This is a genomic window from Bradyrhizobium australafricanum (assembly GCF_020329495.1).
Lineage (GTDB): Bacteria > Pseudomonadota > Alphaproteobacteria > Rhizobiales > Xanthobacteraceae > Bradyrhizobium > Bradyrhizobium australafricanum.
In genome coordinates this window covers 46147-59528 of record NZ_JAGKJL010000043.1, presented here as the reverse complement: position 1 = coordinate 59528, position 13382 = coordinate 46147, and the positions used below count along the sequence as shown (strand labels likewise).

17 protein-coding genes are annotated in these 13382 nt (G+C 64.6%); 12 read left to right on the top strand and 5 right to left on the bottom strand.

The genetic code is table 11. The features are described from left to right. Window positions 1–74: 74 nt before the first annotated feature. The 11 genes from J6525_RS31165 to J6525_RS31115 all read left to right on the top strand — a co-directional run bounded on the left by J6525_RS31165 (window position 75) and on the right by J6525_RS31115 (window position 9227). A complete protein-coding gene (locus J6525_RS31165; RefSeq protein WP_225647599.1) occupies window positions 75–3245 on the top strand; it encodes a CheR family methyltransferase in 3171 nt (1056 codons plus the stop codon). Further along, entirely contained in the window at window positions 3246–3992 is a 747-nt protein-coding gene (locus tag J6525_RS31160; protein WP_225647597.1) for a Crp/Fnr family transcriptional regulator, read from the top strand. Between the two features lie 308 nt (window positions 3993–4300). Then, window positions 4301–4501 (top strand): hypothetical protein, encoded by a 201-nt coding sequence (locus tag J6525_RS31155; RefSeq protein WP_225647596.1) that lies wholly within the window; start codon window positions 4301–4303, stop codon window positions 4499–4501. Between the two features lie 359 nt (window positions 4502–4860). Beyond that, window positions 4861–5115 (top strand): hypothetical protein, encoded by a 255-nt coding sequence (locus tag J6525_RS31150; RefSeq protein ID WP_028331979.1) that lies wholly within the window; start codon window positions 4861–4863, stop codon window positions 5113–5115. Window positions 5116–5361: 246 nt separating this feature from the next. Continuing rightward, complete coding sequence (locus J6525_RS31145; protein WP_225647594.1) at window positions 5362–6210, top strand: hypothetical protein; 849 nt, start codon at window positions 5362–5364, stop codon at window positions 6208–6210. Between the two features lie 33 nt (window positions 6211–6243). Then, window positions 6244–6465: a hypothetical protein gene (locus J6525_RS31140; RefSeq protein ID WP_225647592.1), complete on the top strand. Its 222-nt coding sequence runs from the start codon at window positions 6244–6246 to the stop codon at window positions 6463–6465. A gap of 4 nt (window positions 6466–6469) precedes the next feature. Next, window positions 6470–6913, top strand: coding sequence for a hypothetical protein (locus J6525_RS31135; protein WP_376708576.1), 444 nt, complete (start codon window positions 6470–6472; stop codon window positions 6911–6913). 96 nt (window positions 6914–7009) lie between these two features. Further along, the gene (locus J6525_RS31130; protein WP_225647591.1) at window positions 7010–7522 is read left to right on the top strand and encodes a hypothetical protein; all 513 of its coding nucleotides are present in this window, start codon (window positions 7010–7012) and stop codon (window positions 7520–7522) included. A 2-nt stretch (window positions 7523–7524) separates the two neighbouring features. Then, window positions 7525–8610 (top strand): YihY/virulence factor BrkB family protein, encoded by a 1086-nt coding sequence (locus tag J6525_RS31125; RefSeq protein ID WP_225647589.1) that lies wholly within the window; start codon window positions 7525–7527, stop codon window positions 8608–8610. Window positions 8611–8663: 53 nt separating this feature from the next. Beyond that, entirely contained in the window at window positions 8664–8888 is a 225-nt protein-coding gene (locus J6525_RS31120) for a hypothetical protein (protein WP_028331984.1), read from the top strand. Window positions 8889–8897: 9 nt separating this feature from the next. Continuing rightward, window positions 8898–9227 (top strand): four-helix bundle copper-binding protein, encoded by a 330-nt coding sequence (locus J6525_RS31115; protein WP_225647588.1) that lies wholly within the window; start codon window positions 8898–8900, stop codon window positions 9225–9227. A gap of 191 nt (window positions 9228–9418) precedes the next feature. On the opposite strand, the gene J6525_RS31110 is transcribed toward J6525_RS31115, so the two are convergent. From J6525_RS31110 to J6525_RS31090, 5 genes are all read right to left on the bottom strand, one after another. Continuing rightward, window positions 9419–9850, bottom strand: coding sequence for a CBS domain-containing protein (locus tag J6525_RS31110; protein WP_057018654.1), 432 nt, complete (start codon window positions 9848–9850; stop codon window positions 9419–9421). 27 nt (window positions 9851–9877) lie between these two features. Continuing rightward, complete coding sequence (locus J6525_RS31105; RefSeq protein WP_225647587.1) at window positions 9878–10171, bottom strand: hypothetical protein; 294 nt, start codon at window positions 10169–10171, stop codon at window positions 9878–9880. A 50-nt stretch (window positions 10172–10221) separates the two neighbouring features. Continuing rightward, window positions 10222–10974 carry a DUF72 domain-containing protein gene (locus J6525_RS31100; protein ID WP_225647585.1) on the bottom strand — a complete coding sequence of 251 codons (753 nt, stop codon included), beginning with the start codon at window positions 10972–10974 and terminating at the stop codon, window positions 10222–10224. Between the two features lie 32 nt (window positions 10975–11006). Further along, the gene (locus tag J6525_RS31095; RefSeq protein WP_225647583.1) at window positions 11007–12254 is read right to left on the bottom strand and encodes a DUF763 domain-containing protein; all 1248 of its coding nucleotides are present in this window, start codon (window positions 12252–12254) and stop codon (window positions 11007–11009) included. 87 nt (window positions 12255–12341) lie between these two features. After that, window positions 12342–12830: a YciE/YciF ferroxidase family protein gene (locus tag J6525_RS31090; protein WP_028344048.1), complete on the bottom strand. Its 489-nt coding sequence runs from the start codon at window positions 12828–12830 to the stop codon at window positions 12342–12344. A gap of 252 nt (window positions 12831–13082) precedes the next feature. Between J6525_RS31090 and J6525_RS31085 the strand changes: the two genes are divergently transcribed. Then, window positions 13083–13286: a CsbD family protein gene (locus tag J6525_RS31085; protein WP_028331989.1), complete on the top strand. Its 204-nt coding sequence runs from the start codon at window positions 13083–13085 to the stop codon at window positions 13284–13286. The last annotated feature ends 96 nt before the right edge of the window (window positions 13287–13382 follow it).

The following is a 13382-nucleotide window of genomic DNA, read 5'->3' as shown; positions in this document are numbered from 1 at the left end:
TTGGGATAGGACTAAACTCTGCTATCAGCAGACGCAGGCGAGACGCCCGCAGAAAAGTGAGAGCCGCTGCAACCATGGATGACGTTGGCCAACCCCAGAGCGGAGACGAAGGGCGCCAGTCCAAGGCGCCGCTGATCATCGGTGTGGGCGCATCCGCCGGCGCCCTCGATAGCATCGAGCGGTTCTTCTCGAAACTGAGGCTCAATCCGGACCAGGCCGTCGTGCTCGTGTTGCAGTACCGGGATGCCATCGAGGACACCCGGTTGCGCAAAGCGTTGGAGCGATCGGAAGGTGCCCGACTGTCCGAGATCAGCGACGGACAGCTCGTCGAGGGCGGCACAATCCATCTGTGTCCGTCCGACATGATCACCACCGTTCATGGCGACCGTTTCGCCGTCCGGCGCGCCGAGCAGGCGCGCGCCGAGCGGGCCACCATCGACAGCTTCCTGGTGTCGCTGGCGGAGGAGCGCGCCGAGGAATCGATCGGCGTGGTGCTGGCCGGCACGGGTGGCGACGGCACGCTCGGGGTCGGGACCTTGAAGGATCATGGCGGCCTGGCGATCGCCGAACGCATTGGCGACGGTCAGTCCAACCCGCACGACGAAGGCAGTTCGGCCGCGGCGATCGCCGATTTTGTGCTGCCGCCGGAGGACATCCCAGAGCATATCGACGTCTATTCGCGCCATTTGCGCCGGCTCGAGGAGAAACAGGGCTTCGACGAGGTGCTCGCCGCGGCTGCAACCTCGCTTGCGCGCATCGCGGATATCCTCCGCAACAAGACCGGCAACGATTTCCACGGCTACAAGCAGAACACCTTCCTGCGCCGCGTCCAGCGCCGCATGCAGGTGGTGCAGATCGACGAGATCTCCGCCTATGTCGATTTCCTGAGAAACGACAAGGACGAGGCGCAACATCTGTTCAACGACCTCCTGATCGGCGTCACGGAATTCTTCCGCGACAAGAAGGAGTTCGATGTCCTGGAAACCCAGGTCATCCCGAAGATATTCGAAGGGAAGGGCGCCGGCCGGCAGGTGCGTGTCTGGGTGCTTGGCTGCGCGACCGGCGAAGAGGCCTATTCGATCGGCATCCTGCTGCGCGAGCATATGGCCGGTCTCGACTCGGTGCCGCAGGTGCAGATCTTCGCGACCGACATCGACGGGCGCGCGCTCGCCGCCGCGCGTGTCGGGCGCTATCGCACCAGCATCGAGACCGACATGACGCCGGATCGGCTGGCGCGCTGGTTCGTGCGCGAAGGCGACACTTACTGCGTCGTCAAGGAGCTGCGCGAGATGTGCATCTTCTCGCAGCACAACGTCATCAAGGACGCGCCGTTCTCCAAGCTCGACCTGATCTCGTGCCGCAACCTCCTGATCTACCTCAATGCCGAGCTGCAGAACCGCGTCATCCCGCTGTTCCATTTCGCGCTGCTGCCGGACCGGTTCCTGTTTCTCGGCAATTCCGAGAACGTCACCCGGCATCCGAAGCTGTTCGCGCCGGTCGACCGGCGCGCGCGCATCTTCAAGAAGCTCGAGACCGGAACGCGGCTGCCGCCGGAATTTCCGATCACGACGGCGACCGGGCGGGCTGCGATCGACGTGCCGCCGGTGCGCTCCGTTGGCCACGATGTCGGCCTCGAGCGCCGCGCCCAGCGCATCGCCGAGCGCTATGCGCCGGCCTATGTGATCACCGACGACCACTTTCACATCCTGCACTTCTCCGGCCGCACCGGCCGCTATATCGAGCCGACCGCAGGCACGGCGACGCTCGATCTGCTGCAGCTCGTGCATCGCGATCTCAGGCTGGAGCTGCGCACCGCGCTCAGCCGTGCCGCGGAAACCAACGAGGCCGCGCAAGCCGAGCAGGTGCAACTCGGCGTCAACGGGCATCGCGTGCTGGTCGATATCACGGTCGAGCCGATCCAGGACGGCCCCGCCGGCCATCGCAACTTCGTCGTCCTGTTCAAGGATGGCCCGATCCGGCAGGCGGAGCAGGCCGAGACCAATCCCAACATTCTGGTCAGGACCGAGCATGTCGAGCGGCTGGAGAGCGAGCTGCGCGCCACCCGCGAGCGGCTGCAGGCCACGATCGAGGAGCTCGAAAGCACCAACGAGGAATTGAAATCCTCCAACGAGGAATATCAATCGCTCAACGAGGAGCTGCAATCCGCCAACGAGGAACTGGAGACCTCGCGCGAGGAATTGCAGTCGGTCAATGAGGAGCTGACCACCGTCAATGGCGAGCTGGCGCACCGCGTGCAGGAATTGACCCGCGCCACCAGCGACCTGAAGAATTTCCTCGAGAGCACCCAGATCGCGACCGTGTTCCTGGACAACGATCTGAAGGTGATGAACTTCACGCCGGCGATCACGCATTTGCTGCATCTGGTCGAGACCGATGTCGGCCGCCCGATCGCGCATATCAAGGCGCGGATTCCGATCGAGGAGCTCTACGACGATGTGCGGCGTGTGCTGCGGACGCTGGCCAGCGCCGAGCGCGAGCTGACCGCGCCCGACAGCGGCACGCGCTATATCGTGCGCATCCTGCCGTACCGCAGCATCGACAATTTCATCGCCGGCGTCGTGATCACCTTCATCGACGTCACCGCGATCACGCGGGCCGAGGAACGGCAGCGGCTGCTGCTCGCCGAGCTGCAGCATCGCGTCCGCAACACGCTCGGCGTGGTCCGCTCGATCGCGCGCCGCTCGGCCGAGACCAGCGCCAACGTCGAGGACTACGCATCGCATCTCGACGGCCGGCTCAACGCCTTCGCACGGACCCAGTCGCTGGTGACCCGCGATCCGGAAGGCGGCGTCGACCTCGAATATCTCGTGGTCGAGGAATTGCTGGCGTACAACGCGAAGGAAGGCGAGCAACTGAAGGTCTCGGGTCCCAGGATCCGCCTGCAACCCAAGGCCGCGGAGACCTTCGCGCTGGCGCTTCACGAGCTCGCAACCAACGCCTTGAAATATGGCGCGCTGAGCGATACGGCAGGGCATGTCGACGTTTCGTGGCGCATCGATGGCGCCGCTGAACCACGGCAACTGGTGTTCAACTGGCGCGAGCGCAGCGGGCCTGAAGTGACGCCGCCGCGCCGCAGGGGATTTGGATCCGATCTCCTGGAGCGGACGCTGGAGTTTGAATTCAAGGGCAAGAGCACGCTGGAGTTCAATCCCTCGGGACTTCGCTGTACGATCGCTATCCCAATGAGTCCGCAAGCCATCCATACGCCGAGCATGGGGAGCTAGATGCATCCCCCGGTCCTCGAGGGAAATCTGGCGCAGCCGGTGATCCGGCGGCTCAATGCCCTGCGGCAATTGTCCGAACGCGGGATCGCGTTGCTGCAACAGGCGATCCAGGATGGGCTGCATCGCGCCCGCCCGGGCGAAGACCTCGCGACCGAGGGCGAACCGGTCGACAGCGTCCGGATCATTCTGTCGGGCTGGCTCTGCCGCTACAAGACGCTGCCGGACGGCCGCCGCCAGATCGTCAATTTCATCCTGCCGGGCGACAGCTGCGACGCCTGCGTTTATCTGCTGTCGGTGATGGATCATTCGATCGGCGCACTGACCCCGGTTACCTATGCCGACATCAAGCGTCCGGCGTTCGAGCAGCTGCTGGCGAGCGACCGTTCGCTGGAGGAAGCGCTGTGGTGCGAAACCATGGTGAAAAGCGCGATCCAGCGGGAATGGACGGTCAATATCGGGCGGCGCGTGGCGCTGGAGCGGGTCGCGCATCTGTTGTGCGAACTCTATGAGCGCCTGCTGCCGGTTGGAATGATCGACGGCGATTCCTGCCTGTTCCCGGTCACGCAGATGGATCTCGCCGACGCCACCGGCCTGTCCGTGGTCCATGTCAACAGGACGCTGCAGGAGTTGCGTGGCTCCGGCCTGATCGTGCTGCGCGACCGCATGCTGACGATCAACGACCTGAAACTGCTCAAGGACACGGCGCTGTTTTCGGCCGACTATCTGCATACCAAGCGGCACGGCTGAGACGCGGCAAGGCGGCTCTATGCTGCTCCCTTGAAATCGCGACGGATGCCGGTGCGGCGGGTGCGCGAGGCGCCGCAGGCGTTCGCTGATGCGATCCCTGAAATGTCGCAGCGAGACTGACGCTGACGCGGGCGCGTGTCATTTTGCAGAGCGCACTGACGATCTGAACATGACAGTGATTTGTCGCGACGAAGACAGCGCGACGGTCGTCCGCGCAAGATTTGGATACGGCTGTTAACATACTTGAACTCCTCTCGCGCAGTCTCGCGCTACGATGCAGTTCGATCCACGAGGGCAGGGAGGCAATCATGCTCGATGGAGAGACGGCGGCAGTGCTTCGCGCGGTGCTCGACGAGGTCTGCGGAGGCGTGCCGCGCTCGGATACGACGAAGCGGACCAACGTCGCCTCTGGATTGCTGCAGGCCATTCGCGAGGGACGCTCGTCAATCGATGAGCTGCGCATGGCAGGCCAGGCCGCCTTGCGCACCGCCCCGAGCATGTGGCGCTAAGCGGTCTGATCAGGCAATCGCAACGGCACGATTGTGCGTCGCACATTTGCAGACGTTAGTGCCGGAACTGATTGCGACGCGCATGCTCTCGCGAGCTGACGCGCCGACCGGGCGTCAGCGCTAACCAGGAGAACCCCGCTACGACCCCAGCTCTCCACCCCTGAGCTGGGGTCACTTGTGTCGAACAGAGAGTGGAGCCACAGCGATCGAGTAGAGCACGTTGAGGGCTCCTCGATCTCGTCCTCCGGTCACGTCCAGCCGCCATGATGGTGAAGGAACGTTCAGGAAAGTTCCGGTCCTGTTCCTGCAACATGCGCGGACGCCGGTCGTTATCACGGCGTACTAGAAAGGAGGATGCCATGACGAAGCTTACTTACGCTCTTGCCGCGGTTGCGGCACTCTCGATAGCGGCACCGACCGTTGCGAGCGCGCAGGGTGTGGGCATCTATGTCGGCAGGGACCACGGCTACTACGGCGATCGATATTATGGTGGTCCGCGCGTCGACGTATACCGGCATGACCGGGGCTGGCACCACGGCTGGTACAACCATCATCGCGACTACTACCGCGACCGCGGCTTCGTGATCCGTGGTCATGACTGGGACGACGACTAACGGTGCTGGTCGCACGTCGCGATAAGCAGATCGCGACGACCAATGAGGGCCTCGCTTCGGCGGGGCCCTTTTCTATTGGCTTGCCGCATCGCACCCGTTCGTCCCCGTAGGAACCTTGGCTTCTCCACCAGATTGTCAGGACGAGATTGACGGAGGAGGTTTTCATGAACCAGTTGATTTATCTGGTCGGACTGATCGTGGTCATTTTGGCGATATTGTCGTTCTTCGGGCTGCGGTAGGCGCGTCATGGATAACGAGCGAGGGCTTGCCGTGTCCGCCGCCAACAGGACCGGGCTTCGGCTGCAATGGAGCCCGGTCATCGCCGGCGCGCTGGCTGCGGCGGCGCTGTCGGTGATTTTGATCGGCTTCGGCGCGGCGGTCGGGTTGGGTGTCAGTTCAAGCTCGCCGTCATGGCGCGACGCATCAGCCGCGCTCGCGTTGCTGTCGGGGCTGTATCTGATCCTGCAGGCATTGGTGAGCTTCGGCGTCGGCGGCTACATTGCCGGCCGGGCCCAGCGCGTGATCGGCGCGACGCCATCCGACGAGATCGACAGCCGCGACGGGCTTCACGGCCTGACCGCCTGGGCGCTCGCCGTCATCCTCGGTGCGACGATCGTTGCGCTGGTGGGCCTGTCAACCGCGCGTCCGGTGGTCCAGAACCGGCCATCTGCGACGGCCGCGGAGCCATTGCTGAGCGCCGAGCTTGACCGTTTGTACCGGTCGCTGCGGCGTCCGGCCAATGTCGATATCGGCTACGAGCGGGCGGAGGCGGGGCGCATCCTGCTGACGAGCTCCGGCCGCAGCGGCGTCAGCGCCGACGATCGCAGCTACCTGATCCAGCAGGTCGCGGCCGCGACGGGTCTGCCTGCTGCGGAGGCGGAGAAGCGCGTCGACAGCGTGATGGGCGATGCCAGGTCCGCCATCCAGCGGTCGCGGCGCAGCGCAGTGATCTTGGCGTTCTCGGTTGCGGCGGCGCTGCTGTTCGGTGCGGTCGCCGCGTGGGCCGCGGCCGGCGCGGGCGGCCGTCACCGCGACGGCGCCGCGCTGCCGGAGTGGATGGGCGGCAGGCCGACGACGGCCGTGCCGATTGTCTGATGCAGTTGTGAATGTCGTTCAAGGGAGACGATGATGGCAACGATCTTGGTGATGGATCACTCCGGCGACACGAGGCAGCAGTTCGATCCCGACAACAGTGAGCAGCTGGCCTGGGCGAATGCCCGCTTCACCCAGCTCACGTCGGATGGCTACACCGCCGCAATCCGGCAAGCGACCGGAGAGGCGAGGTTGGTCCGCGCGCTCGATCCGACCGCCGAGGAAACCCTGTTCTATCCGAGGCTGGTCGGCGGCTGACGCCATGCTCGCCCATCTGCGCGAGATGCCCCTGCGGTCCGCGCTCCGACGCGCCGCCGGCACGTTGCGTGCGACGATGGCCGCGATCTGGGATCGCTGGAAGGCGTATGAACGAATTGAGGCGCGCGGACTTGCGCTGCTGTCCGCGTGGCTGTCACCCGAGCAGCGGGCGCAGTTCGAAAAGTATAAGCGCTTCGACGTCATCGGCTCGGAGTCCGGCAAGCGATACCGGATTTGCTACGGCACCTCGACCAACGTCTATGAGATGGACGGCGGTGGCCGCATCGTGCTGGGCTGGTGCTTCCGGCCCGTCGGCTCACTGGTGGCGGGCGACGTGATGCTTGCCCAGAAGATCGCGCTCGAAACCGATGAACGCGCGACGCTCTTGGTCGCCAAGCCATTCCCGAGCTCCATGCCACCACGCGCAAATCTCCCTCCGGTCAGTTAGCGCTCGGTCCGCGTTGAACCGCATGGCGCGAACTGTTGCGCGTTGCCGGGGGAGGAACGTCGATCTTCCTGCCGGGTTGTCGGATGCCGTCTTGCAATGGATTTCGTCATGCCCGTCAACACGTGGTCTTCGCTGAACCTGATCTTCCGCTCCTACCTTGCGGACTTGCGACAATGGATGACGCGCCTCGTGACCGGCTACGCGTTTGCATGCAGCTTCATGCTGGCGGGTGCGGTCTCGCTTCTGATCGCGATCGGGATCGGGGTTGGCGCGGCTTTCCACGCCCTTGAAGTGCATTACGGCATCTGGATCGCATATGCCGCGATCGGGGGCGTCTTTGTCCTCCTCGGGATCCTGGGGGTGATCATGGGTCGCGTGCTGCTCGCGCGTCCTGTGCCGGCCGTGCCGCGCCCGGGCCGACAGGCCGACATGCTCAAGCGGGCGATCGCAGTGCCCGTCGCCGCGCGGCTGATCGCCACCACCCGGACGGGAGCAGGGGCGAGCGTAGATCCCACCACCCGCGCGCTAGCTGCCGGGGCTGCAATCATGCTTGTCGGCTGGTTTGCTGCATCGCGCGCCCGGCGTCAGCGCGACGCGATCCAGGACTAGCGATGGCTACGCTGCGCAACTGGCCGAACGACCTGATGCTCGCCGGTGCAACGGCTCTGGCGACGTTGGCGATCTCTCGCCAGCTGTCCCGATCGGAGCGGCCGTCCGCTCGGGAGCAGGGCGTCGAACCCGTGCTAGCGGAAACGCAAGATCGTGGACGGCTCGCCGACACGCCGCTCGAGATTCCGACTGCCGGCTGGAAGGACATTCTGCTCCGCACCTACCAGCAGATCGACGAGGACCGCCTGCTGGCAACCGCGGCCGGCGTCGTGTTCTACGGCTTGCTGGCGATCTTCCCGGCGATCACCGCGCTGGTCTCGAGCTACGGCCTGTTCGCCGATCCGTCCACGATCTCATCGAACCTGCAGAGCCTGGCGCTGATGCTGCCGGAAGGCTCGTTTGCGATCGTCCAGGACCAGATCGCGCGCGTGCTCGCGAAGGGGACCTCGACGCTCGGCCTGACCTTTGCCGCCGGCCTGCTGATCGCGATTTGGAGCGCCAATGCCGGCGTGAAGGCGATCTTCGATGCGCTCAACGTCGTCTATGATGAGAAGGAAAAGCGCAGCTTCGTCAAACTCAATCTGATGTCCCTCTCGTTCACGATCGCCGGGCTGATTTCCATCATGTTGATGGTCGGAGCGGTGGTCGTCGTCCCGCTTTTGCTGCAGCAGGTCGGACTGGGCACGACGGCGGAGCTCGTCATCCGGTTCGGACGGTGGCCAATCCTGGTGCTCCTGCTGCTCACCGCGCTCGCGGTGCTGTACCGCTATGGTCCGAGCCGAACCAGGCCGCGCTGGCAGTGGCTCAGCGTCGGCGCCGTCGCAGCGGCCGTGCTGTGGCTGGCCGGTTCGGTGCTGCTCTCCTGGTATCTGGCGAACTTCGGCGATTACAACGCGACCTATGGCTCGCTGGGGGCTGCCATCGGTCTGATGACGTGGATGTGGATGTCCGCCATCATCGTGCTGTGCGGGGCAGAGCTGAATTCAGAGATCGAGCATCAGACAATGCTCGATTCGACCGAGGGCCGCCGCAAGCCGCTCGGAGCGCGTGGCGCAACCATGGCGGACACGGTCGGCAGGGCGTCTTAGCCGGCGCAGACCCCGCCGCAGCGCACCCGGCAATGAGCATAGGAACCAACGGCATGACCCGGGCTTATGCCAAAATGGTTGAGATCAACGTGCTGGAAAAACCGATCGAGCGGATCAAGCAAACCTGCGAGCTGATGGGCATCGCGGACAGGTTCGACCGCGCGCTTCCCGAACTCGAGACCTTCCTCGAAGCCGAGATCGCGCAGGGCGAAGTCCGCGAGTCGAAGCTGACCCTTGATGGACTCTGCTACCTGCGCCAGCTGCTGGCGCAGGCGTGAGGTATCGACATGGCATTCTCTGAGGAAATGAACCGATGCGTCGAGACCTGTCTGTCCTGCTATAGGACCTGCCTCGGCACGGCCATGAACCATTGTCTCGTCACCGGCGGCAAGCATGTCGAGCCGGCGCATTTCCGATTGATGATGGCTTGTGCGGAAATGTGCCGGACGGCGGCCCATTTCATGCTGATCAACACCCCGCACCACAAGCACACCTGCCGGGAATGCGCGGAGATCTGCAGTGAATGCGCCGAGGATTGCGCTCGCATCGGCGGCATGGACGAATGCGTGGCGATGTGCCGTGCCTGCGCGGAATCCTGCCGCAGGATGGCGGCCTGACGGCGCGAGCTCGCCGTTCGGTCAATCGGAGCTGACGTAATGGGCGCGCCAGAGCAGCGCCGTGACGATCAGGGCAATGACCCCGGCGGCAATCACGATCCACGGTACATAGTCGGCCATTGGCGCATCTGACGCTCCGCTTCGCGAACCGGGCCTTTGCGAGCCTGGGCCGCGAAGCGGAGCCAGTAGGTCTAGAGTTGCGCGTGTTGGGTGGTCGGGCGTGAGATCTGGCTGAGCGCCATGCCCGTACCATCGCTGGCCTGGATCAGGGCGATATCCCCGAGGGCAATGATTCCGACCAGACGCTTGTCCCGGCTCAGCACCGGCAGGCGCCGAACCTGGATCGCACCCATGTTCTGCGCGATGTCGTCGAGCTCCTGATCCTCGAAACAGTACTTCACCTCGGCCGTCATGACGTCGCCGACCCGCGAGTCGGGGCCGCGACCCATTCCGATGCCGCGAAGCGCGATGTCGCGGTCCGTGATCATGCCGACCAGGCGCTCGCTATCAGTAACCGGCAGCAGGCCGACACCGAGCGCTGCCATCGCTTCTGCGGCATCGCGGAGCGTATCGTCGGGGGTGCACAGCTGGACGTCAGGTGTCATCGCGTCGCAAACCTTCATGATAGCCTCTCCATTTGGCTGGTTGCGTCAACGGCCTAACGATGCCGCCCGGAACGGCGTTCCTAACAAGGCGAGGCGGGTGGCAATGTTGGTCCAGCTCGGATGAAGCGGCATGTCCCGCTCCGTGCCTAGGCTACGCCGGGATAGGTCGCCGACTTCAGCAGGCGTGCAAGATGTGCCGCGTTGGCCGCAAGCATTGGCGGTGGTCTGCACGGTCTTGTCGTGGGGCTTTTTGAGGTCCTTGTAGTCGGTCGGGGAGGGATCCTTGCCCCGCTTCAGCGTGTAGTTCAGCGCAATGGCTTTCAACGCATCAGATGGCATCGCACCGGCTCCTTTCCTTGGGAGCCAATGCAGGCTGGAACCGTTCGTTCCTATTGCGAAGGCTGCCGCGGAACGGCGGAGCCGAGCAGCGCGCAAAGCCGTTTGGCATCCGCCGGCGCTGCGCTCTTCTGGTCGTTGTCGAAATAGACATAGATGTCGCATCCCTGCCGCTTCCAGCCGCGGATGCGTTTGGCCCAGTCGGAAAGCTCGGCCGGCTTGTAGTGCCCGCGATATCGGCCGCCCGGGCCGTGGCCGCGGACATAGACGAAATCCGCGGTCCGCTTCCACGGCGCCGGCGCGTCGTGATGATCGGAAATGCAGAGCGCGATATTGCGATCCGCCAGCAGTTTCAGGATATGCGGCGCGTACCAGCTGGGGTGGCGGAATTCGAACGCATAGCGCCGCCGCCGCTTCAACAGCTTCAGGAACGAGGCTAGCCGGTCGGCATCGATCGTGAAGTTCGGCGGCAGCTGAAACAGGACCGGGCCGGCCTTGTTGCGCAGCAACGACAGACGCTCTTCCAGCAGCTGGAGACTGTTGACCGAGTTCGCGGAGAGGCGCTTCCAGTGCGTGATGAATTTCGACGCCTTCCAGGCGAAGACGAATTCCGCATCGGTCGCATCGCGCCAGCCTGTGACCGCCTGTTCGGTCGGCGTGCGGTAGAAGACGCCGTTCAGCTCAGTCGTTGGAAACTGCGTCGCGTAGTAGTCGAGTTGCCGCTTGAGCGGCAAGCCCCTGGGAAAGAACGGACCGCGCCAGGACGGATAGTGCCAGCCGGAGGTGCCAATCAATACGCGCGCCATGCGATGGTCCAAGCGGTGGATCAAGCCTTCGCCTAGGGCTTGCTGATGCCGTTGCGCTCGGCAAGGTCCGCTTCCCAGCCGAACACCGAGCGGCCGTCGAGCGCGGGCGAACGGGCGCGCTCGTTCGCGACAAACGCCTCGAAGGAGGGGCCGGTGGCTGTTCGTTCCAATCTGCGGGCCTGATCGTCGAGCCGCTTCAGCGCCTGCATCTCCTCATCGCGGCCGAGCTTTGCCTGCTGCACGGCCGACTTCAGCACGCGGATGGTCTCGTCATAGACCTTGATCGGCACCGGGAAGGGATGACGGTCCTTGCCGCCATGGGCGAGCGAGAAGCGCGCCGGGTCGCGGAAGCGGTAGGGCGTCCCGTGAACGACCTCGGCGACCATCGCGAGCGACTGCACCGTGCGGGCGCCGACGCCGGGCGTCAGCAGCAGTTCGGGAAAATCCAGCGGCCCGCGATCGGCAGCCGCGGCCAGGGTGCCGTGCAGGCGGCGGACGAACACGTCGCTCGAGCGCACGTCGTGATGCGCGGGCATGATCAGGTGCAGGAGATCCGGTTGCGCGGTCGCGCTCTCCGTCAGCTCGGCATATTCGCGCGTGATGCCGTCCGGCCCCAGCGCAGCGAGCAGATCGAGCTGCGCCTGGCGCGAGCCTTCGGCGCGGTGATCGGTGAGATTGACGATCTCGCCCTGCGTCGGGCCGTCGATCGCGCTGTGCGGCTCGTCGACGAAGCTGCGCAGGCCTTCGGAGTGCCAGTGATAGCGGCGGGCCTGCCGCTTGTCGCCGTTCATGCCTTGCTGGACGACGGTCCATTTGCCGTCGTCGGTGACGAAGAATCCATGCAGGTAGAGCTCGAATCCGTCCTGCACCGCGGCGCTGTCGACCTTGGCCACCAGCCGGCTCGCGCGAATTAGGGCGGCACCGTCGAATCCGACGCGGTCGCCGAGGGCGGACAGTTCATCGGGCGTGCGGCGCGAGTGCTTGCCGCGCCCGCCGCAGACGTGGATTCCGAGCTCGCCTTGCAGCGGCGCCAGACCTCGCTTCAGCGCACCGATGACGCTGGTGGTGATGCCGGACGAGTGCCAGTCCATGCCCATCACGGCGCCGAACGACTGGAACCAGAACGGATGCGACAGTCGCTGCAAAAAGGCATCGCGGCCGTAATGGTGGACGACGGCCTGGGTGATGATGCCACCCAGCGTCGCCATGCGCGCCGCCAGCCATGGCGGCACGCGGCCACCATGGAGCGGAAGATCGGCGCTGCCGGTGCGTCGGGCCATCGGGCTCCCGGATGCTGAATCGGCGTCCAATCTACCAGCAAATGCGAGCGTGTGTACAAAGCGGACGTCGCTTCATCGCGCGTCTGGTCAGGCGGCTTCGGCGTTGATGCCGCTGACGGCGAGCTTGGTGAGCGCTTCATCCGTCTTCTTTTCCTCGGCCAGGGTCTGGTCGATGAGCTTGACCGCATCCTTCATGCTGAGCCGGTTGGCCCAAGCCTTCAAGGTGCCGTAGCGGGCGATCTCGTAATGCTCGACCGCCTGGGCTGCCGAGAGCAGGCCCGCGTCGAGCGCCGGCGTGTCGGCATACTCCTCCATGATCTCCTTACCCTCGTCGATGATCCCCTCGATGGCGTCGCACTTCTTGCCGCGCGCCGGCTTGCCCATCAGGTCGAAGATCTGCTCGAGCCGCTCGATCTGTCCTTCGGTCTCGTCATGATGCTTCTCGAACGCCGCACGCAGATCGTCGGACTCGGCGGCCTTGGCCATCCGCGGCAACGCCTTCAGTATCTGCTTTTCCGCATAATAAATGTCCTTGAGGGTATCGAGGAAGAGGGCGCTGAGATCCTTGTCCGGCATTGGTCGCTCCGTGAGTTGGGTGAACAGTCCGGAGTGCCAACACGAATGCGGAAAGCAAGTTCCTATCCTTGATCGATGCGTGGCAAAGCGCCTCGTCGGCCGTCGCACATTCGAGCGCGTCACGATGGAGCTTGGTCGGATTGCGAAGTCTGGATTGCGAAGTCTTGATTGCGAAGTCTTGCCGCAACGCGGCTTCGGAACGAAGCCTCGGCCGGCCCGTTGGTCGGTCTCATCGTTCAAGGGAGAACCGCAATGGATTGGAATCGTGTCGAAGGCAACTGGAAGCAGGTCAAGGGTAAGGTCAAGGAGCAGTGGGGCAAGCTCACCGATGATGATCTCGATGTGATCGACGGCAAGCAGGACCAGCTCGAGGGCCGTCTGCAGCAGCGCTACGGCTATGCCAAGGATCAAGCCGCCAAGGAAGTGAACGACTGGTACGGCCGCCAGAAATGGTGAACGGGACCGCGTTCCGGGCCCCGCTTCGGCGGGGCCTTTCGCGGCCTGGGCGGCTGAGCCTGCGTGCGACGGCATCCGGTCGGCGCGCGCAGGAGT

What these genes read in the sequence shown, in the direction of transcription:
- J6525_RS31110 (WP_057018654.1), bottom strand. Translation starts at nt 9,850, where the DNA reads ATGAAGGTTTGCGACGCGATGACACCTGACGTCCAGCTGTGCACCCCC.
- J6525_RS31115 (WP_225647588.1), top strand. Translation starts at nt 8,898, where the DNA reads ATGGCATTCTCTGAGGAAATGAACCGATGCGTCGAGACCTGTCTGTCC.
- J6525_RS31100 (WP_225647585.1), bottom strand. Translation starts at nt 10,974, where the DNA reads ATGGCGCGCGTATTGATTGGCACCTCCGGCTGGCACTATCCGTCCTGG.
- J6525_RS31120 (WP_028331984.1), top strand. Translation starts at nt 8,664, where the DNA reads ATGACCCGGGCTTATGCCAAAATGGTTGAGATCAACGTGCTGGAAAAA.
- J6525_RS31125 (WP_225647589.1), top strand. Translation starts at nt 7,525, where the DNA reads ATGGCTACGCTGCGCAACTGGCCGAACGACCTGATGCTCGCCGGTGCA.
- J6525_RS31165 (WP_225647599.1), top strand. Translation starts at nt 75, where the DNA reads ATGGATGACGTTGGCCAACCCCAGAGCGGAGACGAAGGGCGCCAGTCC.
- J6525_RS31095 (WP_225647583.1), bottom strand. Translation starts at nt 12,254, where the DNA reads ATGGCCCGACGCACCGGCAGCGCCGATCTTCCGCTCCATGGTGGCCGC.
- J6525_RS31085 (WP_028331989.1), top strand. Translation starts at nt 13,083, where the DNA reads ATGGATTGGAATCGTGTCGAAGGCAACTGGAAGCAGGTCAAGGGTAAG.
- J6525_RS31105 (WP_225647587.1), bottom strand. Translation starts at nt 10,171, where the DNA reads ATGCCATCTGATGCGTTGAAAGCCATTGCGCTGAACTACACGCTGAAG.
- J6525_RS31150 (WP_028331979.1), top strand. Translation starts at nt 4,861, where the DNA reads ATGACGAAGCTTACTTACGCTCTTGCCGCGGTTGCGGCACTCTCGATA.
- J6525_RS31130 (WP_225647591.1), top strand. Translation starts at nt 7,010, where the DNA reads ATGGATTTCGTCATGCCCGTCAACACGTGGTCTTCGCTGAACCTGATC.
- J6525_RS31160 (WP_225647597.1), top strand. Translation starts at nt 3,246, where the DNA reads ATGCATCCCCCGGTCCTCGAGGGAAATCTGGCGCAGCCGGTGATCCGG.
- J6525_RS31140 (WP_225647592.1), top strand. Translation starts at nt 6,244, where the DNA reads ATGGCAACGATCTTGGTGATGGATCACTCCGGCGACACGAGGCAGCAG.
- J6525_RS31145 (WP_225647594.1), top strand. Translation starts at nt 5,362, where the DNA reads ATGGATAACGAGCGAGGGCTTGCCGTGTCCGCCGCCAACAGGACCGGG.
- J6525_RS31155 (WP_225647596.1), top strand. Translation starts at nt 4,301, where the DNA reads ATGCTCGATGGAGAGACGGCGGCAGTGCTTCGCGCGGTGCTCGACGAG.
- J6525_RS31135 (WP_376708576.1), top strand. Translation starts at nt 6,470, where the DNA reads ATGCTCGCCCATCTGCGCGAGATGCCCCTGCGGTCCGCGCTCCGACGC.
- J6525_RS31090 (WP_028344048.1), bottom strand. Translation starts at nt 12,830, where the DNA reads ATGCCGGACAAGGATCTCAGCGCCCTCTTCCTCGATACCCTCAAGGAC.